Origin of the sequence: Nostoc sp. XA010, from assembly GCF_020829625.1 — a bacterium.
GTDB lineage: Bacteria > Cyanobacteriota > Cyanobacteriia > Cyanobacteriales > Nostocaceae > Nostoc.
The window spans coordinates 1-24,679 of record NZ_JAIVFX010000014.1; the positions used below are offsets into that span (position 1 = coordinate 1).

A 24,679-nucleotide genomic window follows, 5' to 3' on the forward strand; every position below is an offset into this window, starting at 1 on the left:
AATTGCGGGCGGCGGAAGACCCGGAGTTTGAAACCTTCTATACCAAAAACATTTTGCTCAACGAGGGTATCCGCGCTTGGATGGCTCCTCAAGATCAACCCCACGAACAATTTGTATTCCCTGAGGAAGTTCTACCTCGCGGTAACGCTCTCTAATATTGAAAGCTGACCATGACTTAAATCACGGTTGTGGTTGCCGAAAATTGACACTAACTAGATTAAATAATCTTTTTTGCATAAGCCAATAAAGTGTCAATATTCCCCATTCTCCAGTCATCTCCCGCCTTTTGGTGGGGGATTTTTTTTATATCGTTAATATCTCTAAATTTATGTGTTATATTAGATGAAGGTTATAAGCCCGGAGCAAATGCTCTGCCCTTTTGAGACTAAGACCGCTTAGGCAACAAGGAGGTGATGCCCATGATAGAAAGTAGTAAATGCATGGGTCATCAGGTTGCAGTTAGCCGGCTGTGTGCCGGGGCTGTTCTCTAAAAGTTAGCCTTAGTTATCATTGAGATACTAAGTTAGCTCAAGTAGCTAGGCAAGCTCGGAGTTCCTTCCGGCAGTCTGGTTGCAACCTGAAGACCCGCTAGACCGCTCTGAGATAGATTATCTTATCTAACTCAGAGCGGATAGTTTTTTGTGGGTAACTTTTTTAACTTTGATTAAAAATAAAAATATCTTCCATCAAACCTTGGGTTCTGACTAGATGTGAGCAATAGGGTGTATTCATTAAGTCGGATTTAAATATACACACACGCATTATGCTTGAGTTGATCCTCGCATACTTTCTCTATGGAGAATAAAAGGGATTTTATCTAATGAAATATATAATGTCGCCCAAATAATACAATTAGGAATTTTTTGATATGGCACAACTACTCACTGAGGAGGAAATTCAAGAAAGTGCAAAGGTTCTGCCCGGTTGGACTGTTAAAGGCTCCAACTTAGAGATTACCCGCACATTCAAGGATTTTATCCAAGCAATTGAGTTTGTCAATAAGCTGGTGGAGCCTGCGGAATCGGCAGGACATCATCCAGATTTAGAGATTTCCTACAACAAAGTGAAGATTGCCCTCACAACACATGATGCAGGTGGGCTGACGCAGGCTGACTTTGATTTAGCGCAGGCGATTTCCCAAATTAACTAAGTAATTGATTCTGACATCTTTAAGTAGTTAACTGGAAGTCACAGCGACGTGAGACGCAGGGTTCAGCAAGCTTTAAAATTAGAAGTACAGGTTTTGGTTTGGAATGGGCTGGTTTCAAAACTCTTGATTCAGAAGCGGGTGTTTGTGATCGCAATAGCAGATAAACTATCCCGCATAAAGGCTTTGCCTAAATTTGTATAGCTGAGTCAGTATGTTTTAATTTTTAATTGGTACGCGAATTTTAGTAAGGCTAAGTGCAAGAAGAGATTTTTAGTCACAATCTGCTAAGTGTCTAAGCTTGGAGCGATGTAGCCTGCGTAACCAGCGAATGCCCTAAAGTGTACTCTCTGCTTAGATATTTAGATAATTATGTGTGACAGTTCTTAAGGCGATCACTTCAATCTTGTCATTTAGATCCGATGTTTTATAATGTTATGATATAAAGATATGTTTTTGCATAAGTTAATCACATAAGTTTTTAACCCTAAGTTAATCGTTTATTAGCTTTGCAAAAACTAAAATTGTAGTAGTGGCAACTATGCCTTATCCACAGGTTTCAATGAGATGTCGCATTTTTGAGATTTTAGGTGCAACGAATACAATTATCTAAACAAGGTGTGAGGAGTAGAGAAGATGTCTAATATATTGTGGAAATCCTTAGTGGTTAGCCCAGCAGTTTTGGGAGCAACATTGTTAGTTTCGGCAACAGCAATGGCCGCTCCAAACAAAACCACTGAAGTATCACCAGCCGCACAACCAGGTGTAACTGAAGTTACCCAACAGCCAGAAATATTGGCTCAAACAACCATTGATCAAGTTAATCGCTACAGCAACGAAGGCAACCAAAATAATTCTCAGTCTCAAGTAACATCGGTTTCTCAATTTTCTGATGTACAACCCACTGACTGGGCATTCCAAGCATTGCAGTCCTTGGTTGAGCGTTATGGTTGTATTGCAGGTTACCCAAATGCTACTTATCGCGGTAATCGTGCTTTGACCCGTTATGAATTTGCTGCTGGTTTAAATGCCTGTTTGGATCGGGTTAACGAATTGATTGCCACAGCAACAGCTGACTTGGTGACCAAACAAGATTTAGCTACCTTACAACGGTTACAAGAAGAATTTTCCGCAGAATTGGCAACTCTACGCGGTCGCGTAGATTCCTTAGAAGCGCGGACTGCTGAATTAGAAGCGAATCAGTTCTCCACCACCACAAAACTAGTCGGTGAAGCCATTTTTGCAGTTAGTGATGTGTTTGGGGGAACCACTGGTGACAACAACAACACCGTCTTCCAAGATCGGGTACGTTTAGACTTGCAAACCAGCTTCACTGGTAGAGACATTTTACATACCCGTCTAGCAGCAGGTAATGCAGCAGCCTTTACACAATTTGATAACGCTGGTGGTCCTCTCGCTACTGCTGAAGGTACACAAACGTTTCAAGTTGGTAATCAGGGTGGTAACAACAGCGTCAATATAGATCGTTTGACCTATGAAGCTCCCATAGGCCCAGCCAACGTTTACTTAGCAGCTAGTGGTGGACGACACAGCCATTATGCAGCCGTTAATAACCCTTACTTTTTTGATCAAACTGATGGGGGTAACGGTGCTTTATCTACCTTTGCTTCTGAAAGCCCCATCTATCGGATTGGTGGTGGTGCAGGTATAGCGCTCAATCTACCCCTTGGTAGAGGTCAGGGTATTCTAGGAAATAGCTCAATCACTGCGGGTTACTTAGCAACGGATGCTAATAATCCTGGTATTAGTTCAGGTCTGACCAACGGCGACTATGCAGCTCTTGGACAGTTGAACTTTAGTGTTGGCGATCGCTTGGCTTTAGCTGCTACCTACGTCCACGGATATAGTGCAGGCGGTTTCTTGTTTGACTCCGGTACTTCATCAAACGTAAACAACGCTTTTGCATCTTCTGTTGCAGTAGGTACTCAACAAGCTAACACTCTACTGGGCACAGGTTCCAGCAATTCCTACGGTGTGTCGGCTGCGTTTAGACCCAGCGACAAACTGTCAGTTAGTGGCTTCGTCTCTTACCATGATGTCACCGGCTCTGGTATAAATGATGATTATGAAGCTTGGAGCTATGGTCTTGGCGTAGCCTTACCTGATTTTGGTAAAAAGGGTAACGTTTTAGGTGTCTTTGCTGGTGCAGAACCCTATTCCTTTAACCGCCCAGGTTTTGGTGGTAATAACGATATACCATATCACTTTGAAGGCTTCTACAAGTATCGGGTGTCAGATAATATCTCTGTTACCCCTGGTGTAATCTGGTTGACTTCTCCTGGTCAAAATAGCGATAACGATGATGCGATTATCGGTACGCTCAGAACAACTTTCACCTTCTAGAATGTTGACTATCCACGGATAATTTTGAACTTTATTGCTCCCCGCCATTAGGCGGGGCTTTTTGTTTTTATTATTGACTAATGACAAATGACTTTTGACTAATAACTAAGGGCTAAATTATGCGAATTGCTCGTAACATTACAGAACTGGTTGGTCGTACACCCCTAGTGCAGTTGAACCGTATTCCCCAAACAGAAGGATGTGTTGCAAAAATTCTGGTGAAATTGGAAAGTATGAACCCATCGGCATCAGTCAAAGATCGGATTGGGGTGAGTATGATTAACGCCGCCGAAGAAGAAGGGCTGATTACTCCTGGAAAGACAGTATTGGTAGAACCTACCTCTGGAAACACAGGAATTGCCCTAGCAATGGCAGCAGCAGCTAAAGGTTATCGATTAATTTTGACAATGCCAGAGACAATGAGTTCGGAGCGACGGGCGATGTTGCGGGCCTATGGAGCAGAACTGGAACTAACGCCAGGGATGGAAGGCATGAGTGGGGCAATTGGGCGGGCGCAACAAATCGTTAATAGTACGCCAAATACTTATATGTTGCAGCAGTTCCGCAATCCTGCCAATGCAAAAGTGCATCGGGAAACTACAGCTCTTGAAATCTGGGAAGATACCGATGGACAAGTAGATATGATCGTGGCAGGGGTGGGCACAGGTGGTACGATCACTGGTATAGCAGAAGTGATTAAAGCACGCAAACCTAGTTTTAAGGCGATCGCTGTTGAACCATCCAATAGCCCAGTTTTATCTGGGGGACGACCAGGGCCACACAAAATTCAAGGAATTGGCGCTGGGTTCATTCCCCAAGTTCTCAAGATAAAATTGATTGATGAAGTGATTACCGTCACCGATGAAGAAGCGATCGCTTATAGTCGGCGTTTGGCAAAAGAAGAAGGGCTACTATCTGGTATTTCCAGTGGAGCAGCTTTATGTGCAGCAATTCGCGTCGCCCAACGTCAAGAAAATAAGGGACGTTTAATTGTGATGATTCAGCCCAGTTTTGGTGAGAGATATTTGAGTACACCGTTGTTCCAAGACCTGGAAACAAGGTTAGCCGCTAGCATCAGCTAACGATAAATTGAATTAATGGTCAATAAGCACGTTTCTAACCATTACGAAACTCTCAAAGTTAGTCCAAGTGCAAGCCTTGCGGAGATTAAGCAAGCCTATCGCCGCTTGGTTAAGTTATTTCATCCTGACAGCAATCAGGAAAGTGCCGATCAAGAGCAGATAATCCGCATCAATGCAGCTTATGAAGTCTTAGGCGACAACCAAAATCGCCGCAATTATGACCAACAACTGCAAAATGACTCTCAAAAATTAAATAGCGATCGCCAACAGCGTACAGCATCCGCACAAAAGCATTACCAGACAATACGAAAAACTGGACGCGATGTTGACGAGCAAGTTGAGGAATGGCTGCGCCAAGTTTACCAACCAGTAAATCGGTTGCTTTGTACGATTCTTTATTCGTTAGAAGAACAAATGGAGCAATTAGCTGCTGATCCCTTTGATGATGAGTTATTAGATGAATTTCAGGAATATTTAAAAGCCTGTCGAGACGACCTCAAGCAAGCACAAATTACTTTTCGCTCTCTACCGAATCCCCCTAGTTTAGCAAGAACAGCCGCTCACCTTTACTACAGCCTCGATCAAGTAGGAGATGGACTCGATGAACTAGGTTATTTTCCTTTGAATTACGATGAGCGTTATTTACACACAGGTCATGAACTATTCCGCATAGCTACGAGATTACACTGTGAGGCACAAGCATCTGTTACATAGGCATTGGGAATTGGGCATGGGGCATTGGGCATGATGGCTCAATTTCGTTGCACGTCAAAGGACTAATGACTAATGACTAACGCTCTTCTATGACTCTGGAGAGAGAATAATCCAAGCGATTAGAAATCGCGGCTATACAAACATAGACGCTTTGCGGCTTCCCGCAGGGTAGTCCGCCTGAGCGGACTAACGGCAAAATAGCGTTTCAAATTTAATCTGACGAGAGTAATAAAAGAGCGCTAATGACTAATGACTAATGACTAAGAAATTAGTTTATGCTGGAAATAGAGAAAGATTAAGAAATTTTAAATTCTGCTCATAGTGTACTCATGCAATGTATTGTTAACCGCCGCGCCCAGTTTTCGGCAAGTCATCGTTATTGGCTGCCAGAACTGAGTGAAGCTGAGAATATTGAGAAATTTGGTGCTTGCTCAAGATTTCCGGGACACGGACATAATTATGTCTTATTCATCTCCCTAGCCGGGGAATTGGATGAATATGGCATGGTATTGAACTTGTCTGATGTGAAACACGTAATTAAACGGGAAGTTACCAGTCAATTGGACTTCTCTTATCTCAACGATGCGTGGGGAGAATTTCAACAAACTCTGCCCACCACTGAGAATATTGCACGGATTATTTGGCAGCGACTAGCACCACACTTGCCTTTAGTCCGTGTACAGTTATTTGAACATCCTGAACTTTGGGCAGATTATATGGGAAACGCAATGGAAGCCTACCTCAGCATCAGTACTCACTTTAGCGCCGCCCATCGGCTAGCTCACCCAAACCTCAGTAACGAAGAAAACACTGAGATTTATGGCAAGTGCGCTCGTCCCCACGGTCACGGACACAACTATCATTTAGAAGTCACTGTGAAAGGGGAAATTGACCCACGGACAGGGATGATTGTTGATTTAGGTGCTTTGAACCAAGTAATAGAAGATTATGTGGTTGAGCCATTCGATCACACCTTTTTAAACAAAGACATTCCCTACTTTGCTGAAGTTGTTCCCACTGCTGAAAATATCGCACTTTATATTAGTAATTTACTGCGATCGCCTATTCAAGAATTGGGAGCTAAACTTTACAAAGTGAAACTGATTGAAAGTCCCAATAACTCCTGCGAAATCTACTGTACTGAATCTGAATCAAATTCAGTCAGTGCAGCCGCGAGTAAGCCAGTATTAGCAAGGATTTAGGTAATTGAAAATTTAGGCATAGGGAATTATATCATCCCCATGATGCCAGTTGCTTCTCCTGTCGGAGACGCTAAGAGCGAACAAGTCGGCAGAGCCGCCCAACGCACTGGCTCCCCAATGCCCAACTAAAAAAGTTTACTAACTAAGCAGTTGAAACCAGGTAGCAAAGGACTTGTTAACTCATCTTGACTGAATAAAGTAGCTGTCAACTTTAATGCAGCCTGTTCACGGCGAGAAATCTCAACTTTCTTCTGTATAGAATCGCAAATCCAATATTCTTGAACACCTTGGACTGAATACAGCTTTAGCTTTGTTTCTTTGTCGCGTTTCTGGTTTTTTCACCGGGGGATAAAACCTCTACAACTAACTCCGGTGCGCCCGTGAGGTGTCCAGCTTCATCTAGTAAGTTTTTTAAGCGTTCATGACTTGCCCACACCACATCAGGGATCACATTGTCAGAATGTGAGAAAATAATTCCAGGTGCGATGTCTGACGACAAGCTGCTCCGCATCTACGCAGCCTGACCTAAACCAGTTTCATCTGACCAAATCTTAAGAACTGTAGCAATATTGACACAACTCGTTTGATGATCCCAGTTAGGTGCTTTAGTCACAAAGAGTTCTCCATCTATAATCTCATAGCGATTTCTGCGTTCACGAAGTGTCTCGGAACGAGAATCGCCAGCAAATAGTTCTAAATCAGCAGTCGTCCAACGCACTGGAGTTGTTTGCATAGAAACCCCCTAGCATTTTTCTAAATCATATTTTAAAAATACCGACGACGAGCGGAATGTCGCAAATAGCGATAAATGCCCCAGGCTAAAACTCCGAAAAAGAGATTTAGTGAAAAGCGACTAATTATAAACCACAAAATCTCAGGATCAAAAAGCTTTGACGGACTTAAGGGACTAAGAATCCTAGCTAAAAGAAACAGCCCAAAAATAGCATTTCCACCCAGTACGAGGGTAAACAGCACTAAACTCCTCTGCCAGTAACGGTGTTGGGGCGTATGTCCTGAGATTACGGTAATGGCGGGTTTGCCTTGCACTTTTCGCAGTAATTGTTCTAGTCGCCAAAACATCCACAAGAGAAATGGGAATAAACCATAACTCAGGAAACCTAAAGGTAGTGAGTAACGCCAAGCACTTGATAAAACATTAACTAGGGCATGACAGATTACAGAATTTAGCCAAGCCCTAAAAATGAATGTTTTGTCTCGATTTAATCGAGTATTCGAGGAAATATAAATTCCTAAAGCATATCCCCAAGGAGCAGAGAACATCGCGTGGACTGGCATACCGATTATACGGTCTAGAATTGACGCTGTATCGTGGAAAAGGTAAATCCAATTCTCTTCGGCAGTAAATCCAAGGGCAACGGCTATGGTGAAGAGGAAAACGGTAGATGCAAATAATCGATACTTGCGTTGCAAAAAGAAAGTTGGGACAACAACCGCTACAAACTTGCAGCCTTCTTCAATTGGGCCTACTTCCACAAGCTGCCGCAACGCTATTCCAGGAAGTGTAGACGCGCACCGACTTGTCGGCAGACATAGCTTGATCTGATGCCAGTCTACAACCCTGTTGACTATAATTTCAAAAATCCATTCGAGGCTAAGGGCTAAGATACCAGATATTCCGCCGATGATAAAGAACATCAGCAACTTTAACAGAGGTGGAGCAAATGGCACTCGACAGTAGTAGTAGCCTAGCACCAGCAAAGGTGGTATTCCTGCCCAGAGCAGTAGAGAGAAATCAACCACTCACCTGAGCAAGTACTGTGCGGTGACGATGGGTATTGTTAGTGATTATGGGAGTTTGGAAACCCGCCTCAACAATAGCTTGTTCAATGTTCAAAGCGAAATATTCATCTAAATACGGTTCAGTACTTTTGAGCAAAGTCAAAATGTAGGCTGGCATTTTTTTGTAAACTTCAGATTTTGGATTCATATCCATGATTGCCAAGTAGCCACCCGGACGCAGCAAGCGCCGCATTTCAGCTAAAATCTGTCGGGTTGCCGATTGTGGTAATTCGTGGCACATAAGAAAAATGGAAACTAAATCAAAAGAGGCATCAGGTAGCCCGGTAGATTCCGCTTGGGCATGAAGCCAGTTTATTTTAGCTTGACGTTGTTGGGCACGGTAATTAGCAACGGCTAAGAAGTAGGGAGATAAGTCCAAGCCTGTAATTTTGGCATGAGGATAAATTTCTTGCATGGTAAATGTACTCAAACCCACACCACAAGCCACATCGAGGATGTCTTGGGGTTGATTGGGAATTTGCACTTTGAGGATATCGTGGTAACTTTGGCGTAGTTTAGCATCTCCTTCTGCTCCAGCATCTTGCCAAATTCCGGCATGGACAGTACGAGCAGCAACTTCTAGCTCACAAGCGGCTTTCCAACTTAGGTTTCCACCTTCATAGGCATGGAATGACCGCAAATAGTATTCTGGGTAGGAAAGCTGAGGATTTTCTACTTGAGCTAGATCAGCCTTCCAATCACGCGCCTGTAGTGTTTCGACTTCTTGCGTCCAAGGCACGCCAATTCTTTCGGCACGTTTAATCATCATTTGTCTAGCTTGATGTTTGGCTAGGTTGGCTAAAGGTTTAATTGCCAGTACGCCATTTACCAAACGGGAAGCGAAGCCAGGAGTAGTATTTACAGCAACGGTCATAAATCAGTTTGCATTTAACAGCTTTTTCTACTTATGACATAGTTACTGGAGGCGAGTCTAGATGCAAATTGAAAAACATTTTGGGGAATAGGGAGTGGGGAATGGGGAAGCACGGGAAGTAGGGTGGAGAAGAATTAATAACCAATGCCCAATGCCAATGCCTCATTCCCTATTTTGCAGTAGGCTTGAGAGCTAACAACATCTCCAATTCACTGGTAGATTTATCAGGGCTAGTGGCGGTAAAACCAAGACCACGAATGGAACTCAGGATGGTGATAGCGTTGGCATCAGATGAGATTAAACTCTTGATCAAGGGCACAGTTTGAGTTTTGTCCATATCCAGGTAGAAGTAGCCGCCGTTGGGCTTTTGCAAAGAACCCATAACGGCTTTGAAGGTATCGCTATTGTCGAGAGATGGATTCTTGCGATCGCCGATCGCTTCAGCAACTGGGCCACCAAGAGCCACCAATACAGTGTCTTGATCGAGCCAACCATGTGACAATAAAGCTCCCTGTCTGGGGATTTGCCATTCCGTTACGTCTTTCCCACCGATATTTGTATTGGCGACGTTGATTTGTTGTGTTTTGGCAAGAGTATCCAATTTTGTCAAAGTGGCTTCGGCAGTTTTGCGATCGCTAGTATCAAATACTAAAGCACCTCCAAAACCAACATTTGCTAACACCCCTTGATTAGATGGAATCGCACCAAAGGCAAATTCCCCATTCATCCAGCCAAAAATATCTTTATCCAGGTCAATATTGACAAATTTCAATTGTCCTCGCACCTGTTCAAGACCTTGCTTCATTTCTGGATAATTTTTTGACTCTGCTACCAGGGTTTCCCAGCCACGGCTGATGCCATTTCCGCTAATCAGAGCAAAGGTACCAGTGGGAAATTGCCCAACTATATTTCCAGAACTTGATTGATACTGAAATTTATTGAGTTGTGGATCTAAATTAGCGATCGCTTTTACCCGCACTCCCGCATCATCAACACCAATACCCGCCACCACAGATTTTATCTGCTTGAGCTGCGCCAGAGCTTGTGGAGGTAACTGCTTTGTCTGCGGGCTTCCGGCTGCTAATTGCTGTACCATGCCTGCATAGTCTGGTACATAAATTTGGGCGAGGCTGTTTTTGACATCCACTCCTTTGTTAAGAATACTGCTTGCACCTTCTTTACTGGCAAAAGAAGACTCTCCTTTAAAGGTGTCAATTGCTTTTTCTATAGCTTGCTTTTCGGGTGCTAATACTACGTGACTATTATTTAAAACTACGCTATATGTCGGCTTGCTTTTTTCTGTAGTTTCAATAATTTTTTGACCTTTATAGTCAGATTGCTGAAATTTAACTCCTTTTTGTGACTTTAATTTGTTAGCAAAATTCAAGGCGCTGAGTTTATCCTTGATTCCCACTATTATCAAGATATTTGATTCCTGCTGTACATTGATTGGCGAATTAGGTACTTTCAACTGCGCTGGTTTAACAGGATTAGGTGGTAATACAGCAATCATTACACCACCAGCCCAAGGCTTTATGTCTTTTTCATAAGAAACGTTCCTGTCACTGAACACTTGCTTATTGAAATTTTCCAGACCTTTTGCCACTAATTTTTGTGCTTCTGGAGTGCCAAACTGCTGTAACTTTGACCAGCCTTGAGAGTCAGTAGTAATATAAGTTGCCATCAATGCTGTTGAAGGTACTAGTTTAGCGCTGCCTAGAGCGTCTGAGCTAGCTCCTGATGGGGATTTAAAATACGTATAAGCTGCTATACCTCCTGCGGCAAGTACAGCAGCACCAACAGCAGGAATGAGAAATTTGGATTTACTTTCAGGCATTTTGTTATCCTCTTTTGCTCAGATTGTCACCGAGATTTATACAAGTGTCACTGTAGAGTTTTCGGATTTATTAATAATTTCCGCTCATTGATCGGTATTTACTGATAAAATTAGTAGTCCTATAAGCTAGCAGTCTAAAATAATTACTCTAAAAAATACTTCCAGGAGATGGGGAGCGAATCGGCAAATGATATGCTGTTCATTTCAAACAAAATAGCCTCCTCAACAGAGGCAAGCTATCCTAAGTTATAGGACTCCTGTCTGATTTGTGAGCAAAATTTCAGATAAAACCCTGAGAAACGGGCTTTTCAGTCTCAGTATGTTTTCAAAAATCAAATCGGAGTCCTATATAAGAATAATTAGGAGTGTTTGTACTTAATAAAAAGTTATCGAGGTGCAAGAGACTCTTGACTGGATGACAAAAAAGTGCAAAACATCAGTAAAAGTAAATGCGGGAGGGATATGGAAAAAAGTCCAAGGATCGCCAGCCGACCTTCAGAAATTCCGGTGAGATTAATTTTAATCCCCCAATTCCAAAAGGGAATTCTCGCCTCCATAATGCCCTGTTGATTTGGGAAATATATTTAGACACCGCTATTTTGCTTAACTACGTCCAGCCAAGCCAGACTTTTCAGGATTACAAGGTCAGTAAGGATCAATGTCGAAGTCTTATTTTGATACAGATAATAACGTACACAAACCTTTTGAGTTACCGGGAGCAAGACCACACTACAACCCCGATCGCCCCGGACAAGTAGAGCATATTTTTCTCGATCTCAGCTTGGATATACCAAAGCTTTGCTATCAGGGCAATTGTAGCATTCGCCTCTTACCAATCCGTAATGGCATTGACCGTTTGACTTTGGATGCTGTCAACCTGAATATCGAGTCTGTGCGAGTGGACGAGGTGCCACAAAATTTTGACTACGACGGGGAACAGCTTTCTATCCAACTTTCTGAGGCTACTCAAATTGGTAAACGCTTGCTGATTGCGATCGCCTATTCAGTGGCAAAACCGCAACGCGGTCTTTACTTTATTCAACCAGACAAGCACTACCCAAACAAGCCAACTCAAGTTTGGACTCAAGGAGAAGACGAAGACTCTCGCTTTTGGTTCCCCTGCTTTGACTACCCAGGACAATTGTCTACTTCAGAAATTCGCGTTCGTGTCCCCAACCCTCTCGTGGCGATTTCCAACGGTGAATTGATTAACACCATAGAAGATGGTGATTACAAAATTTACCATTGGTCACAGCAACAAGTTCATCCTACCTACTTGATGACTTTAGCAATAGGTGACTTTGCCGAAATTCAGGATGAGTGGAACGGTAAACCAGTCACCTACTATGTAGAAAAGGGACGGGAGGAAGATGCTAAACGCAGCATGGGCAAAACTCCCCGCATGATCGAATTTTTGAGCCAAAAGTATGGCTATCCATACCCTTTTCCGAAATACGCCCAGGTTTGCGTCGATGATTTCATCTTTGGCGGGATGGAAAACACCTCCACAACACTATTAACAGATAGATGCTTGTTGGATGAACGCGCTGCTTTAGATAACCGCAATACTGAAAGTTTAGTCGTCCACGAACTCGCGCACCAGTGGTTTGGTGATTTGGTGGTGATTAAACATTGGTCCCATGCTTGGATTAAGGAAGGGATGGCTTCTTATTCTGAGGTGATGTGGACAGAACAGGAATATAGTCTCCAAGAAGCAGCTTATTATCGTTTATTAGAAGCTCGTCGTTACTTAAGTGAAGATAGTAGTCGCTATCGCCGTCCAATGGTAACACATGTTTACCGGGAAGCTATTGAGCTTTACGATCGCCACATTTACGAAAAAGGATCTTGTGTTTATCACATGATTCGGGCCCAATTAGGAGATGAGTTGTTTTGGCAGGCTATCCAAACATTTGTTCAAGATAATGCCCACAAAACTGTAGAAACAGTAGACTTACTCAGGGCGATTGAAAAGGCTACCGGACGTAATCTTTTATTCCTCTTTGACCAATACGTTTTTCGTGGTGGTCATCCCGATTTTAAAGTAGCTTACTCTTGGGATGGGGATGCTAAATTAGCAAAGATTACGGTAACTCAAACCCAAGCTGCTGAAGGTACAAATGGCAGTAAGGATTTGTTTGATTTAAAAATACCTATTGGTTTTGGCTATACCCAACAAGAAGAAGTTGGGAGTGAGAAGTTAGGAGTTAAAAATAATTCCAAACTCCTAACTTTTAACTCACGACTAAAAAGTTTTGTAGTGCGGATAAATGAACGGGAACAAAGCTTTTACTTTCCCCTAGAAAATAAACCTCAATTTATCAGCTTTGATGTTGAAAATAATTATCTGAAGACAGTAACTTTGGAGTATCCAATATCAGAGTTAAAAGCACAGTTAGAATTTGATCCCGACCCGATTTCACGTATTTACGCAGCAGAAGCTTTAGCGAAAAAAGGTGGATTAGAAGCAACAAAAGCACTATCTACATCGCTAAAAAATGACCCATTGTGGGGTGTGCGTGTAGAAGGCGCGAAACAACTAGCGCAAATCAATTTAGACCAAGCCTTTGATGGCTTAGTTGTTGGGTTAAAAGATAAAAATGCTTACGTGCGACGATCTGTAGTGGAAGCACTTGCTCAAATTAAAACTGCTGAAAGCTATAAAGCTGTAAGAGGGTTAGTGCAAAAGGGTGATTCTAGCTACTACGTGGAAGCAGCAGCTTCTCGTGTGATCGGGGCGATCGCATCGGCAAACTTGGAAGAGAAACCCAAGGAAGACAAGGTACTAAAGCTGTTGAAATCGGTTTTAGAAGAGAAGGCGGGTTGGAATGAAGTAGTGCGGAGTGGTGCAGTTGCTGGTTTAGCTGAATTCAAAACCTCGGAAGCAGCTTTAAATTTGCTAATCGAATACACCAAACTCGGTATACCACAACCTCTTCGTTTAGCCACAATTCGCGCTTTAGGAAAGATTTCTGTAGGTCAAAGTCCGGTTAATTTGGAACGGATTTTAGAAAAACTGACAGAACTAGCGAAAGAAACCTTCTTTTTAACGCAAGTGTCGGTAGCCGCAGCATTAGGACAAATGGAAACACCTAAAGCAGTGGGGATTTTGCGATCGCTAGTTGAACAAACAGCCGATGGCCGTGTACGTCGCTATGCTGAAGAAGAAATTTCTAAAGTGCAAAAGAATATTGGTTCAGAAAAAACCCTGCGTCAATTGCGTGAGGATTTCGACCAACTCAAACAACAAAATCAGGAATTAAGAAGCCGTTTAGAAAACTTGGAGGCAAAATCTAAATAGCATTGCACGATGGTTAAAAGTAGCTAATTGGTAATTGGTAAGTGTGGCAAAATCACTACCAATTACCAATTTTATAGTACTTATAAATAATAATTCTGTTATGAGTCACAGGTTAATTCTTCCACCTAACTATACAATTCTAGGACTAGTACCGCAAGGCGGAAGTCAAAAGTCAAAAGTCTTATGGAATAAGCTATTTAGGCATTCTAAACGGTTGCTCTATTTCTGCCGTTGCGTACTAGTACAGCACGGCGTAAATAAAGCATTGTCGTTACCCACATTTTTGTAACAGTCAAAGTGTCGCCCTTATCCGATATCTCACCCAGAACTTAAGTTCTGGGCTGATAGCTAAAGTCCACTCAAGTGGACTGAAATTTTCCCTTTTACATATAGCTTTTCCTAATCGAATGAGATGAAGAGCAAGCTCCTCGCTTGCTGTTAGAGGGGATTGGGAGTGGGGTTCTATACCTACTCAACTGATAACCGCTATAAGATACCTTCTACATGGCTGAAAATTTTGTATTTAGTCCTCTTGAGAGGAATGCAAGCTATTAGCCTTGGAATTTGTTCCGAGGCGGGAATGGTAACGAAGATTAAATTCAAGACAGTAATAGTACTACTACTCCATATAACTGTTAGTAAATAAAGTTACTTACGATCGCAGTTTATTTAAATTTGCATAATCAGACATAGATAAATATATTTTTATAAATAATAGTTAAGAAAAGATAAAATCATCTGAAAGTTGGATAAGTAGTTGTAGTTTTATAAAGTATAATTAAGAAAAAGATAAACAAATCTTAGGCAGTAACATAAGCTAAAATCAACGCGAACAGTATCCCAAAAGGGTAGAGTTCTAGTTGTTTTAGATCAAAGACTACCGCTATCCTGAACTTGCAACTAACTTGTGGGTTAGGAGAAAAACAATCATTGTAAATTTTTCAGTTGAAGAGGCAAATAAAGGCGTGGGTCAGTATCAACCTGCTCTGCTAAAACTCTATAATCCAGAGGCGATCGCTCGCTACTATAGTTACCGTCCCTGGCTAGCCTGGGGGCGACTCCTGAGAATTATCTCCTCTTTTGCGGGATTTTTCCTCAGTCTTAAGTGGGACGAATGGCAAGATAAAGTTGAGCAGAACAAGGGTAAACGAGCTATACATCTGCGAGAACTGCTCACCCGCCTCGGCCCGACTTTTATTAAAGTTGGTCAAGCCCTCTCTACCAGGCCTGACCTAATACGTAAGGATTTTCTAGAAGAACTGATCAAGTTACAAGATCAGTTACCACCTTTCGATGATGCGATCGCTTACAAAATTATCGAAACTGAACTCGACCGTCCCATTCATGAAAGTTTTAGCGAACTGTCGCCTAGCCCAGTAGCAGCAGCTAGCTTGGGTCAAGTATACCGTGGTCGTCTAATTAGCGGCGAAGAAGTCGCAGTGAAGGTGCAACGCCCCAACTTACGCCCAACTCTCACCCGCGACCTCTATTTATTGCGCTGGGGGGCGAGTTGGGTAGCTCCCTGGTTACCCCTCAATCTCGGTCACGATCTAACTTTAATCGTGGACGAGTTTGGCACGAAGCTATTTGAGGAAATCGACTATATAAATGAAGGCCGCAACGCCGAAAAATTTGCTAGCAACTTCCGCAACGACCCCCAAGTTAAAGTTCCAGGAATTTACTGGCGTTATACCAATACCCACGTTTTAACCCTGGAATGGATTGACGGCTTCAAGTTGACAGATACTAAACGCATCCGGGAAGCAGGTTTAGATCCAGAAGCGATTATCCAAATTGGCGTTACATCAGGTTTGCAACAGCTTTTAGAACACGGCTTCTTTCATGCTGATCCTCATCCCGGCAATTTGTTTGCTGTACCCGATGGTCGGATGGCTTATATTGACTTCGGCATGATGGATCAGTTGGAGGAAACCACTAAAGAAACACTGGTGGATGCGCTAGTCCATTTGGTGAATAAAGACTACACCGACTTAGCCGAAGATTTTGTAAAATTAGGATTTCTGACTCCAGACACAAATATTTGTCCGATTGTGCCAGCATTAGAAGCGGTGCTGGGAAACGCCATTGGCAAAAATGTCAAGGATTTTAACTTCAAAACTATTACCGATGAATTCTCGGAACTGATGTATGAATATCCTTTCCGAGTCCCGGCGAAGTTTGCTTTGATTATTCGTTCCTTGGTGACTCAAGAAGGTATTGCCCTTAGCCTCAACCCAGATTTCAAAATTGTTGAAGTGGGTTATCCCTATATAGCACGGCGGTTGCTGACAGGGGAATCGCCCGCATTACGGCGACGATTATTGAATGTGTTGTTCAAAGATGGTAAATTTCAGTGGCAGCGTTTAGAAAATTTAATTGCGATCGCTCGTACCGATAACAACTTTGATGTCTTGCCTACAGCCCAAATGGGGTTCCAATTTTTAATCTCAGAAGAAGGCAAATTTCTGCGGCGACAGCTAGTGCTTGCTCTTACCGAAGATGACCGCCTCCATACCGAAGATGTTCAACGCCTGTGGAATCTGGTTAAAGATGACATAAAACCAGATCGTTTACTAAATGTAGCGATCGACATTTTAACAGACTTATCCAGACAAGGCGCAGCTGCTATCCTGCCAAAAACTACATTTCTTGCCCCTTTTGCTGGGAACCAGTCAACAAACAAAAACTAAAAAATCTTTAATATAAATCAGGAGTTTTCATGTACTATTTTCCTCTGCAACCGCCTTATTTTCTGTTACTTGTTGGCTTTCTGACAGCATTAACATCTGGTTTAGCATTATCTGGCACTTTGAAAGTAATTATGCAGAAATGGCCAAGTGAACGCACAGAAAATACTAAACCGCGTTCTTCACTGAAAGAATTATTTGTGCCATTTATTGGCATAACTGGTGGTACTTGTCTATTTTTGTCTTCAGGATTAGCAATATTTGGCTTTCCCACATCTTTAGCTTTAGGAGTGGGTCTACCAATTAGTCTGTTTACTTGTTTATTAGTTTGGTTGCAGTTGGGAAGTATGATGACCTTTATAGAACGCGAAGGTATGCAATCTCTAGATTTAGATTCTATGCCATAGATTTAAAACAATATGGTTAAATTCTGATTAACTAAACTGTATTGGTATATAGGACACTTTACTAATATACAAATCAATCTAAAAGCTCACCATTGATGGTGAGCTTTTATACTTCTGGTATGAGGATTTGTTAAGGCTTTGTAGAGATACAATTAATCACGTCTTCACATCTGTTAGAGCTTGAATGGGATTTAGTAATCGGATAATAATACGTATCATTACAGTAGTCAATACCCACATTACATATGTAAATATAGTGTTTGATTGAAATCGGAGCAAGCTGTATAACACTGCTATCTCTAAACGTATTTTTGATGTTAGTTTCAGTAAAATTTTATTTAAAAAATAAAACCTGATGAACCAAGAAAAAGCAGATGTTTGTTTTTGTAGTTTAGCTTTGGGTAAAAGATATCGCTCTCATGCTTTACTATTAGCTCAGGATATTGAAAAACATTCTCCAGGAGTGTACTTAATTGTTTTAACAGATAAGCCACAAGAATTTAAAAAACATCCTAATGTTTTAGCATTTAAACATAAACAACAGAGTATTGGCTGTTACCACGACAAAAGATTTGTAATTGCCAAAGCAATATCACTGTTTAATACTTGTATATTTGTTGATGCAGATATCAGAATATTAGATAAGTTACAACCAGACACAAAATGGCTTCCTGGTATAACAGCAAGAAGTTGTACCAGTATTGTCAAACACAATCAAGAATATATTAATTCCGTAAATGATGCTTATAAACCAAATAGAATTAGAGATTTGGACATTCTGAGCAAGCTAGCACAAAAGCTAGACCTGGATTTAGAAGATACTAATATCCAGTTTGTGATGGAAATGTTATTTGTAGTTACAAGGCAAGATGGGCGTGAAATCGAATTTATCAAGCACTGGGAAACCATTGCACTTTACTGCGAGTTAAATGGTTTTTATGGTGCTGAGGGTTATGCAATAGGATTAGCTGCTGCTAAGGCTGGATTGCCAGTTCGATGGGATGCTATGGACGGTATTGTTTATTTCAAGGATTGGGTAGAACGCCAGAAAATTAAAAAGGGACAAGCAAATCCAGATGAAACGCTGATATATTTTCAACAGCACGAAGCGATTGAGTACCGCCAAAATTCAATTTTACAAAAGCTGGTACGTAAACTAAATAAGTTTACTGGTTATTACTATCGTTCTTTATGTTTAAAACTTGCGACATTAAGTAACTTTAATTTTTATTACCGCTAATCAACAGATGCAAGGTATTTCCGCTTTGAAATAATTACAGCAGTTTTTATGTCGATGGAATACACTAGTTTAGCCCCTTTCCCTTATCAAGGTGTATTGCACTACATGCGAAAAGCGCTAGAAATTGTATATCTATTTTTTGAAATATATTATTTGTAACTAAAGATTAAAATCATGAAACTTAAAGTTTTTTTGATATGTACAGGTCTTGGTCAGGTTATGCGGGGGTATGAGTCTTTTGCCGAACAAGCATTTCAGGCACTATCAAAAGAACCTTCTCTAGATATAATCCTTTTTAAAGGTGGTGGAAAAGCAAAAACAAAAGAAGTTTCTTTGTGGAATTTACCCCGTCATACTGTAACAGCCTGTAGGATAGCTAAGTACACTAAAACCAGTGCCTATTTTGTAGAGCAAATATCCTTTTTTTTAAGTCTTATACCACATATCCAAACAGAGAAACCAGATGTAATTTACTTTAGTGATAACGACATTGGTAATTTCCTCGCGTATTGGCGGCGTTTTACCAAGCAAAGCTATAAATTACTCTTTTGTAATGGTGACCCACTAGGAGCAAAGTCTCCCATTTTTGCCAACTGTGACCTTATACAACAAATTGCTCCTCAGCATCTTGAGAATTACACCTTTGAAAATAAAGGGTGTTTTGGCGATTTTACACACAAAGGAAGTTTGGCAGATTTAATTATTCAAATACTATCCGAAAATGGAGATAAATCTAAATTTTATCAGCGTCATCAATTCATTTATGAGCGTTTTAGTTGGGATAAGTTGCTGCCAAGCTATGTTGAGATGATTCGCATGCTAGCTAATTGAGTAAAAGCTTCTAATTTTAAAATTATTCAATTATTAAGTAATTTTATCTTTAAAATTACGATAGTTCAGCTTAATATTGTTGACTTTTTGATTGAAAAAACTTGTAGTAGTCTTTTGCAGACGTATTAGTGGACTTTGACGCTTAAAGCTTGTGGGTCTTTGTTCTGGCGACTTTAAATATCTATAATGCAAAAACACATCTCGATATGGAATATTAACATCTTCACCAGCGCAAAGGTGAGTAAAGTTTGATGAATTTATACTCATATAGTGCAGATATGTCAGCCGCCGTCCTTGGTCATAAAGGATGTTCTCTACTACATCAAATTGAGAACTCCAGTGATTACCAGTTGACTGTTTGCAGTCATGACAAGCAAAATTATAATATAGAATTCCACTTCTCAATACCATGTAGTTAAATAAAGATTGGTCAGGGCCTAAACAACACATTACTTCAGCTTCACCCGCTATTAATTTGTCGAGAAAGTCAGCTCTTATAGCTGGAGAAAAAATATTCTTTTTGGTGGCAAACCAACCAGCACAAAATACTCTAGATTGCAAGTTATCTGAGTTAAAAACTTGCTGCATCTGCTCTGACGAACCATCAAAAACAAACTTTAAATCAGACTTATATTGAAAATCATTCACTACCCAATCATAGGCATCTAATTTTTCATATACATAATCTACAGGCCCCATTAACAAGGTATCTGCATCAAAATAAATAAATCTATCAAAGGGGCCATCCAGACCACATAATTTGCGGTGCATTGGCAGCCGATAGAGTTCTGGAAAGCCCCACCCTCGCCAAGTTTTTTGTGCTCTAGGATAATTTTTCCATATCTGGGTGGCAAAGTTATCCCAATAAGCGATGGAATTAAAGTCTTCAAATAAGGTGACATTATCTCTAGATGCAATCTCTGCTTTTACTTTGTCTAACTGCTCATTATATGGAATTATACAAACAGGAATTTCTCTACCAGCATTACCTTCTATACTATTGAGCAACGCAACTAATTGGTCATAGACGACATCATTGGCTAGGATGTAAATGCCATCAATCATTGGGATACTCCTAATATTAAGTACGGGCAGAAACAAAGGGAAATAAACGGCGAGTCAGTTTGGGGATAAAGGCGAATTTACCCTCATGGAGATAGCGATAATGTTCCCACAATTGCCAATAGGGACTACCAGTTTTCATCCGTGTGCCAGCCCAATGCAGATATTTTAGTCTTTGTCCTCGGTCATAAAGGGCATAGTCTTGCTGCTGGAAATTTTGCGAACCTGCCCAACTCCCAGGCCCTCCTCCAGGAATTTTGACGAGATTACCACGGTTGGAAATCAACTTGAGAACAAGATAATTTAAAATTGGTTGATCTGTAACTCCTTCAGAAAAATCGAAATATTCCCGATGTGCAGCACATTCGCGCAAAGCTTCGTCCATCTGCTGTTCGGTAATAGTTCCTTTTCTCGAAGCCCAAAACCCGCTATTGAAAACGTCTTCAAGTTGGGCGTCTGAAAAAATTTGCTGCTCTTTCACAAATGTAGAAAAGATATTTCGCAGCTTGTCATTGGCATGATGGTAATCACAACAGAAGAAATCAACTTCTGAAAGCTTGTCTAAGTTGTCAACGATTTTTTCAAAAACCACAATATCTGTATCAATATAAATAAACTCATCTAAAGGGCCAAACCACGCCACCAGTTTACGCATTTTGTTGGGTAAGGCAAGGAAATCTCGATCAAAAATTTCTCCGATGCGTTTGGTGAATTTATCAATAAGTTCTAAATCTGGAAAAATTTGCACTTTATGTAAGGTAGCAAGCTGCTCTGCTACCTTGTGATAATTTTCATTAAAAGGTATGAGATAAACGGTAACTTCTGGGTCATAGTAACGAATGCTATTGAGTAAAGCGATCGCATTATCAATAACCCGGTCATTGGCAACAATATAAATACCCCTAGTCATAAATTATCCTTGGTTAATTAACCTAAGTTTTCGCAAAGCTCTTATAAGTAAATTTGATATTGGAGCGTCATTATAATTTTTGGGAGAATTTGTAAAGACTGGACGCTTTTCTGGTTCGTGTAAATAACGGTAATAGAGAAATAAATCTCGATAAGGGAACTCAATATTTTCTCCAGCACATACTGCTTTATTGATATTAGGAGGAACACCAATATAATGAATGTAAGTTAATCGATTGCCTTTGTCATAGAGAATATGTTCTCGTTCTTCAAAGTGCTTAGATGTGGCAGAACATCCAGTTTTTTGATTATCTGGTAATTGTTGAGCAAAGTTATAAATAGAAAGATTAGACCTCATTACCATATAATTTATCAGTGGTTGTTCACCAGCCCCTTCGTACAAAATTTCCGCTTCACCATTTTGTAAATGGGATATCAGCAAATTTCTTTGTTCTGAGTTAAATATGCCCCGCTTTGAGCCATAAAAGCCTGAGCAAAATATTTCAGAATCAATGCGCTTTCGCTCGAAAATTTTTAGTAATTTGGGAGAATTAATATTGTATATTTTACTAACATCTTTAAATTGAAAATCGTAGACAACAAAATCATAATTATCTAACTTTTCAAACACCGCCGCCAGAGAGTTCATCACCAAAGTGTCTGCATCTAAATAGATAAACTTATCAAATGGCCCATCAAAAGCACAAAAACGACGGTGAGCGCCATACAAACGGAATTTACTGCGATTCAATCGTTCTGGTGCTGCTGAGATCATAAATTCATCCCAGCGATTAATTGATTCTTGATTATCGTAAAGAAATACATTAGGTCGTTTAGCTATTTCATCAGCGATTCGCTGTGTCTGATCATCAAAAGGATAGATACAAACAGGCGTTTTCGGTCCCAAGATAACATCAATACTGTTGAGCAGAGCCACCAGTTGATCGAAAACATAATCATTGCCAAGGGTACAAATACCATTCATAATTTATGAGTGTTGATCAACGAAGTTTGACAACCAGTTAAGCAGATTTAATTTGTGTAAAATGATTTGACGTGCTTCTGCGATCGCATCTTTGGCAGCATACCAAGCATCAGGTGTAGCTGTCACTTCTTGGATGTAGGCAATGCCTTTTTCATCTAAACTAGGTAATCGCAAGAAACTACCAGGTGGCAATAATTTATCAGCAGCCGGGCCCCCATAGTAAATTGGTAGACACCAGGCAAGTAAACTATCCCAAAGTTTCTCACTCACATACCAATTATTATCAGCATAATTTTCAATTGCTAGATTGTAATAGTATGGTGCCATGCCATACCACTTATTACCCAGTTCTCCTGACTTTTTCGCCCATTGTGGTAAGTTACGCCCATATAAATCAAATTTAATACCACTAGATTGTAGAGACTGTAAAAAGTCTAAACGCTGACGATGGTTGACAGTGCGGCTAATTCCTGAAGTAATCCAACTACATGGAGCAACCTTTTCAGGAGGTAGCATTTCATTTAAATCTTGAAATGAATTTGAGTGATACCAAATAGCAGGCATATAGTCGGGAATAGGGGCAAAATCATCTGGACCAGAAACGTAACCGCAATACTTTTTGGCTTCTTGGTAATTATGATTAGTAATTTCTATAATTTCATCTAGAGGCGGTTCTCTTAGTAAATAAATAATCCGCTCTTTACTTAGACCACGCAGTAGAGAATCAACATTTACTACTGATTTTTGCTGCCGTTTACGAAAACTATCTAACCAAGATGTTGGTGGCGCTGCTTGGGGAAAATCAAATTGATACATCAGCAGAAAATCTGGTTTGGCTTTTAATGCTTGCATTTGGATATTGCCCCAAACTCCAAATTGATTTGGAGTTTGTTGCCATAGCCAATCGGCTCTAGTTTCTAAACCTCGATAGCTGCTAATCATGCCTACAGTTGTAAGAGTCATTTTATTTATTAGTCAGTTATTATTTTCATTAGTTATTTTCCCTAATATCATTCTTTTTTGCTTATACAACAAGTTGGGGTAACAGAGATTCATCAACATAACTCAGGATTTTTGCTGCTCTATTTTCCCAAGAGAACTGCTTAACAAAATTGATACTATCTGGATAACCTTCTATTTTTCTGGGATAAGTTTCTAAAACTCGCTTTAGACATTCGGCAAATTTGCTGGGATTATCTGGCTCACACCAAGCAGCAATTGAGTGAGTATCTTGAAACTCAAGTAATGAAGGAATTTCTGTTGCTACAATGGGAGTTCCAGAAGCCAAGTAGTCAAACAGCTTTAAGGGAGATGTGAAAGTTGCCGCTTTTCCCGAACAATGAGGATGAGCTAAAACATCGGCTGCTTGTAGCAAAGAGGCTAAATGATTATGTAATATATAGCCCAGAAATTTAATATTATGAACTTGTTTTTCTTTTACCAATTGTTGATAATATTCGACTTCTTTAGGCTTACCACCTGCACAAACAAATTGCACATTAGGCATTTCTTGAGCTACATCAATTAATAGATCAATACCTTTAAATTGCTGTAAAGCCCCCGCATAAACTACCAATTTTTGGCTTTCGTCTTGCAATAGTTTTTGGCGCCATTCTGCTGCTTTTTCTGGTTGTCTCTCCATAAATAAGCGATTAAAACCATTGTGCAGTGTAATCACTTTTTCTGGTGGCATACCATTTTTAATCATGCTTTCGCGGATGGTGTCTATAACGGTGACAGCAATTTGCAATAGCGGATTTTTAACAATTTCTGGCTCAAACGGTTTGTCTTCGTGGTGGTGGTGTTCATAAATTGCTGGAACGCCATTTTTGATGGCAGCTTTGACAAAATTCCAGTTGCGACTGTGGACAATTTTAGTAGTTGGAAGTATGTGAAATGGTAAATAATACTTGCTGGCAATGGTGTTAGAGTCAGTAAATTTGCTCCGAAAATGGTCAATCGGCCAAGGCATAGGTAAAGGAGCAACTTTTAACTTGTCATGGAGGTTGTAATATTTGATCAGTTCTGTTGGTGTTTTTCTCGGTTGAAAAGGATGAGCTAAATTAGCCGGGTTAATAGCTTTTGCTCCTTTTTCAGGATATACCAAAACTGTTGAGTATCCCAAGTTGGCAGCGCCGTTAGCTGCATTTGTAGACTGCACTAGGTGAGCCTCTGGCTGCGGCAACTCTTCACCAATGAAAAAAATATAGTGCTTTTTAAAAGTAGGGTTTTTCATA

General features: G+C 40.7%; 18 protein-coding genes and 2 pseudogenes. 11 read left to right on the forward strand and 9 right to left on the reverse strand.

What is annotated here, in order from left to right; all coding sequences use genetic code 11:
* The 6 genes and pseudogenes from LC608_RS20165 to LC608_RS20190 all read left to right on the forward strand — a co-directional run.
* Positions 1-155, forward strand: a pseudogene (locus LC608_RS20165) (photosystem II D2 protein (photosystem q(a) protein)); the annotation flags it as partial.
* A 713-nt stretch (positions 156-868) separates the two neighbouring features.
* Positions 869-1,150, forward strand: a complete 282-nt coding sequence (locus LC608_RS20170) for a 4a-hydroxytetrahydrobiopterin dehydratase (protein ID WP_229555210.1) — start codon at positions 869-871, stop codon at positions 1,148-1,150.
* 633 nt (positions 1,151-1,783) lie between these two features.
* Positions 1,784-3,511 carry an iron uptake porin gene (locus LC608_RS20175; protein ID WP_229555211.1) on the forward strand — a complete coding sequence of 576 codons (1,728 nt, stop codon included), beginning with the start codon at positions 1,784-1,786 and terminating at the stop codon, positions 3,509-3,511.
* Between the two features lie 119 nt (positions 3,512-3,630).
* A complete protein-coding gene (gene cysK, locus LC608_RS20180) occupies positions 3,631-4,593 on the forward strand; it encodes a cysteine synthase A (RefSeq protein ID WP_229555212.1) in 963 nt (320 codons plus the stop codon).
* Positions 4,594-4,608: 15 nt separating this feature from the next.
* Positions 4,609-5,307, forward strand: a complete 699-nt coding sequence (locus LC608_RS20185) for a J domain-containing protein (protein ID WP_229555213.1) — start codon at positions 4,609-4,611, stop codon at positions 5,305-5,307.
* Between the two features lie 329 nt (positions 5,308-5,636).
* A complete protein-coding gene (locus LC608_RS20190) occupies positions 5,637-6,509 on the forward strand; it encodes a 6-carboxytetrahydropterin synthase (RefSeq protein WP_229555214.1) in 873 nt (290 codons plus the stop codon).
* A gap of 125 nt (positions 6,510-6,634) precedes the next feature.
* Here the strand turns inward: LC608_RS20190 and LC608_RS20195 are convergent.
* The 4 genes and pseudogenes from LC608_RS20195 to LC608_RS20210 form a co-directional block, all read right to left on the reverse strand.
* Positions 6,635-7,242, reverse strand: a pseudogene (locus LC608_RS20195) (Uma2 family endonuclease).
* Positions 7,243-7,274: 32 nt separating this feature from the next.
* Positions 7,275-8,270, reverse strand: a complete 996-nt coding sequence (locus LC608_RS20200) for a PrsW family intramembrane metalloprotease (protein WP_229555215.1) — start codon at positions 8,268-8,270, stop codon at positions 7,275-7,277.
* Positions 8,263-9,183 (reverse strand): class I SAM-dependent methyltransferase, encoded by a 921-nt coding sequence (locus tag LC608_RS20205; protein ID WP_229555216.1) that lies wholly within the window; start codon positions 9,181-9,183, stop codon positions 8,263-8,265. Before LC608_RS20205 ends, LC608_RS20200 begins: the two co-directional genes overlap by 8 nt.
* Before the next feature lie 169 nt (positions 9,184-9,352).
* Positions 9,353-11,020 carry a DUF3352 domain-containing protein gene (locus tag LC608_RS20210; RefSeq protein ID WP_229555217.1) on the reverse strand — a complete coding sequence of 556 codons (1,668 nt, stop codon included), beginning with the start codon at positions 11,018-11,020 and terminating at the stop codon, positions 9,353-9,355.
* 658 nt (positions 11,021-11,678) lie between these two features.
* Here LC608_RS20210 and LC608_RS20215 point away from each other — a divergent pair.
* The 5 genes from LC608_RS20215 (at position 11,679) to LC608_RS20235 (ending at position 19,486) form a co-directional block, all read left to right on the forward strand.
* Positions 11,679-14,321: a M1 family metallopeptidase gene (locus LC608_RS20215; RefSeq protein ID WP_229555218.1), complete on the forward strand. Its 2,643-nt coding sequence runs from the start codon at positions 11,679-11,681 to the stop codon at positions 14,319-14,321.
* 965 nt (positions 14,322-15,286) lie between these two features.
* The gene (locus LC608_RS20220) at positions 15,287-17,011 is read left to right on the forward strand and encodes an AarF/ABC1/UbiB kinase family protein (protein WP_229555219.1); all 1,725 of its coding nucleotides are present in this window, start codon (positions 15,287-15,289) and stop codon (positions 17,009-17,011) included.
* 29 nt (positions 17,012-17,040) lie between these two features.
* Positions 17,041-17,415, forward strand: a complete 375-nt coding sequence (locus LC608_RS20225) for a hypothetical protein (protein WP_229555220.1) — start codon at positions 17,041-17,043, stop codon at positions 17,413-17,415.
* Positions 17,416-17,770: 355 nt separating this feature from the next.
* Positions 17,771-18,655, forward strand: a complete 885-nt coding sequence (locus tag LC608_RS20230; RefSeq protein WP_229555221.1) for a hypothetical protein — start codon at positions 17,771-17,773, stop codon at positions 18,653-18,655.
* Between the two features lie 174 nt (positions 18,656-18,829).
* Entirely contained in the window at positions 18,830-19,486 is a 657-nt protein-coding gene (locus tag LC608_RS20235) for a hypothetical protein (protein WP_229555222.1), read from the forward strand.
* 33 nt (positions 19,487-19,519) lie between these two features.
* On the opposite strand, the gene LC608_RS20240 is transcribed toward LC608_RS20235, so the two are convergent.
* The 5 genes from LC608_RS20240 to LC608_RS20260 all read right to left on the reverse strand — a co-directional run bounded on the left by LC608_RS20240 (position 19,520) and on the right by LC608_RS20260 (position 24,678).
* Complete coding sequence (locus LC608_RS20240; RefSeq protein WP_229555223.1) at positions 19,520-20,551, reverse strand: Npun_R2821/Npun_R2822 family protein; 1,032 nt, start codon at positions 20,549-20,551, stop codon at positions 19,520-19,522.
* A gap of 16 nt (positions 20,552-20,567) precedes the next feature.
* Positions 20,568-21,458 (reverse strand): Npun_R2821/Npun_R2822 family protein, encoded by an 891-nt coding sequence (locus tag LC608_RS20245; protein ID WP_229555224.1) that lies wholly within the window; start codon positions 21,456-21,458, stop codon positions 20,568-20,570.
* A 3-nt stretch (positions 21,459-21,461) separates the two neighbouring features.
* Positions 21,462-22,442, reverse strand: a complete 981-nt coding sequence (locus LC608_RS20250) for an Npun_R2821/Npun_R2822 family protein (protein WP_229555225.1) — start codon at positions 22,440-22,442, stop codon at positions 21,462-21,464.
* Positions 22,443-22,445: 3 nt separating this feature from the next.
* Positions 22,446-23,405, reverse strand: a complete 960-nt coding sequence (locus LC608_RS20255) for a glycosyltransferase family 10 domain-containing protein (protein WP_229555226.1) — start codon at positions 23,403-23,405, stop codon at positions 22,446-22,448.
* Between the two features lie 61 nt (positions 23,406-23,466).
* Positions 23,467-24,678, reverse strand: a complete 1,212-nt coding sequence (locus tag LC608_RS20260) for a glycosyltransferase family 4 protein (protein ID WP_229555227.1) — start codon at positions 24,676-24,678, stop codon at positions 23,467-23,469.
* Between the last annotated feature and the right edge of the window lies 1 nt (position 24,679).

Coding starts and splice junctions, on each gene's coding strand:
- LC608_RS20170 (WP_229555210.1), top strand. CDS start 869: ATGGCACAACTACTCACTGAGGAGGAAATTCAAGAAAGTGCAAAGGTT.
- LC608_RS20175 (WP_229555211.1), top strand. CDS start 1,784: ATGTCTAATATATTGTGGAAATCCTTAGTGGTTAGCCCAGCAGTTTTG.
- cysK (WP_229555212.1), top strand. CDS start 3,631: ATGCGAATTGCTCGTAACATTACAGAACTGGTTGGTCGTACACCCCTA.
- LC608_RS20185 (WP_229555213.1), top strand. CDS start 4,609: ATGGTCAATAAGCACGTTTCTAACCATTACGAAACTCTCAAAGTTAGT.
- LC608_RS20190 (WP_229555214.1), top strand. CDS start 5,637: ATGCAATGTATTGTTAACCGCCGCGCCCAGTTTTCGGCAAGTCATCGT.
- LC608_RS20205 (WP_229555216.1), bottom strand. CDS start 9,183: ATGACCGTTGCTGTAAATACTACTCCTGGCTTCGCTTCCCGTTTGGTA.
- LC608_RS20210 (WP_229555217.1), bottom strand. CDS start 11,020: ATGCCTGAAAGTAAATCCAAATTTCTCATTCCTGCTGTTGGTGCTGCT.
- LC608_RS20215 (WP_229555218.1), top strand. CDS start 11,679: ATGTCGAAGTCTTATTTTGATACAGATAATAACGTACACAAACCTTTT.
- LC608_RS20225 (WP_229555220.1), top strand. CDS start 17,041: ATGTACTATTTTCCTCTGCAACCGCCTTATTTTCTGTTACTTGTTGGC.
- LC608_RS20230 (WP_229555221.1), top strand. CDS start 17,771: ATGAACCAAGAAAAAGCAGATGTTTGTTTTTGTAGTTTAGCTTTGGGT.
- LC608_RS20235 (WP_229555222.1), top strand. CDS start 18,830: ATGAAACTTAAAGTTTTTTTGATATGTACAGGTCTTGGTCAGGTTATG.
- LC608_RS20240 (WP_229555223.1), bottom strand. CDS start 20,551: ATGATTGATGGCATTTACATCCTAGCCAATGATGTCGTCTATGACCAA.
- LC608_RS20245 (WP_229555224.1), bottom strand. CDS start 21,458: ATGACTAGGGGTATTTATATTGTTGCCAATGACCGGGTTATTGATAAT.
- LC608_RS20250 (WP_229555225.1), bottom strand. CDS start 22,442: ATGAATGGTATTTGTACCCTTGGCAATGATTATGTTTTCGATCAACTG.
- LC608_RS20255 (WP_229555226.1), bottom strand. CDS start 23,405: ATGACTCTTACAACTGTAGGCATGATTAGCAGCTATCGAGGTTTAGAA.
- LC608_RS20260 (WP_229555227.1), bottom strand. CDS start 24,678: ATGAAAAACCCTACTTTTAAAAAGCACTATATTTTTTTCATTGGTGAA.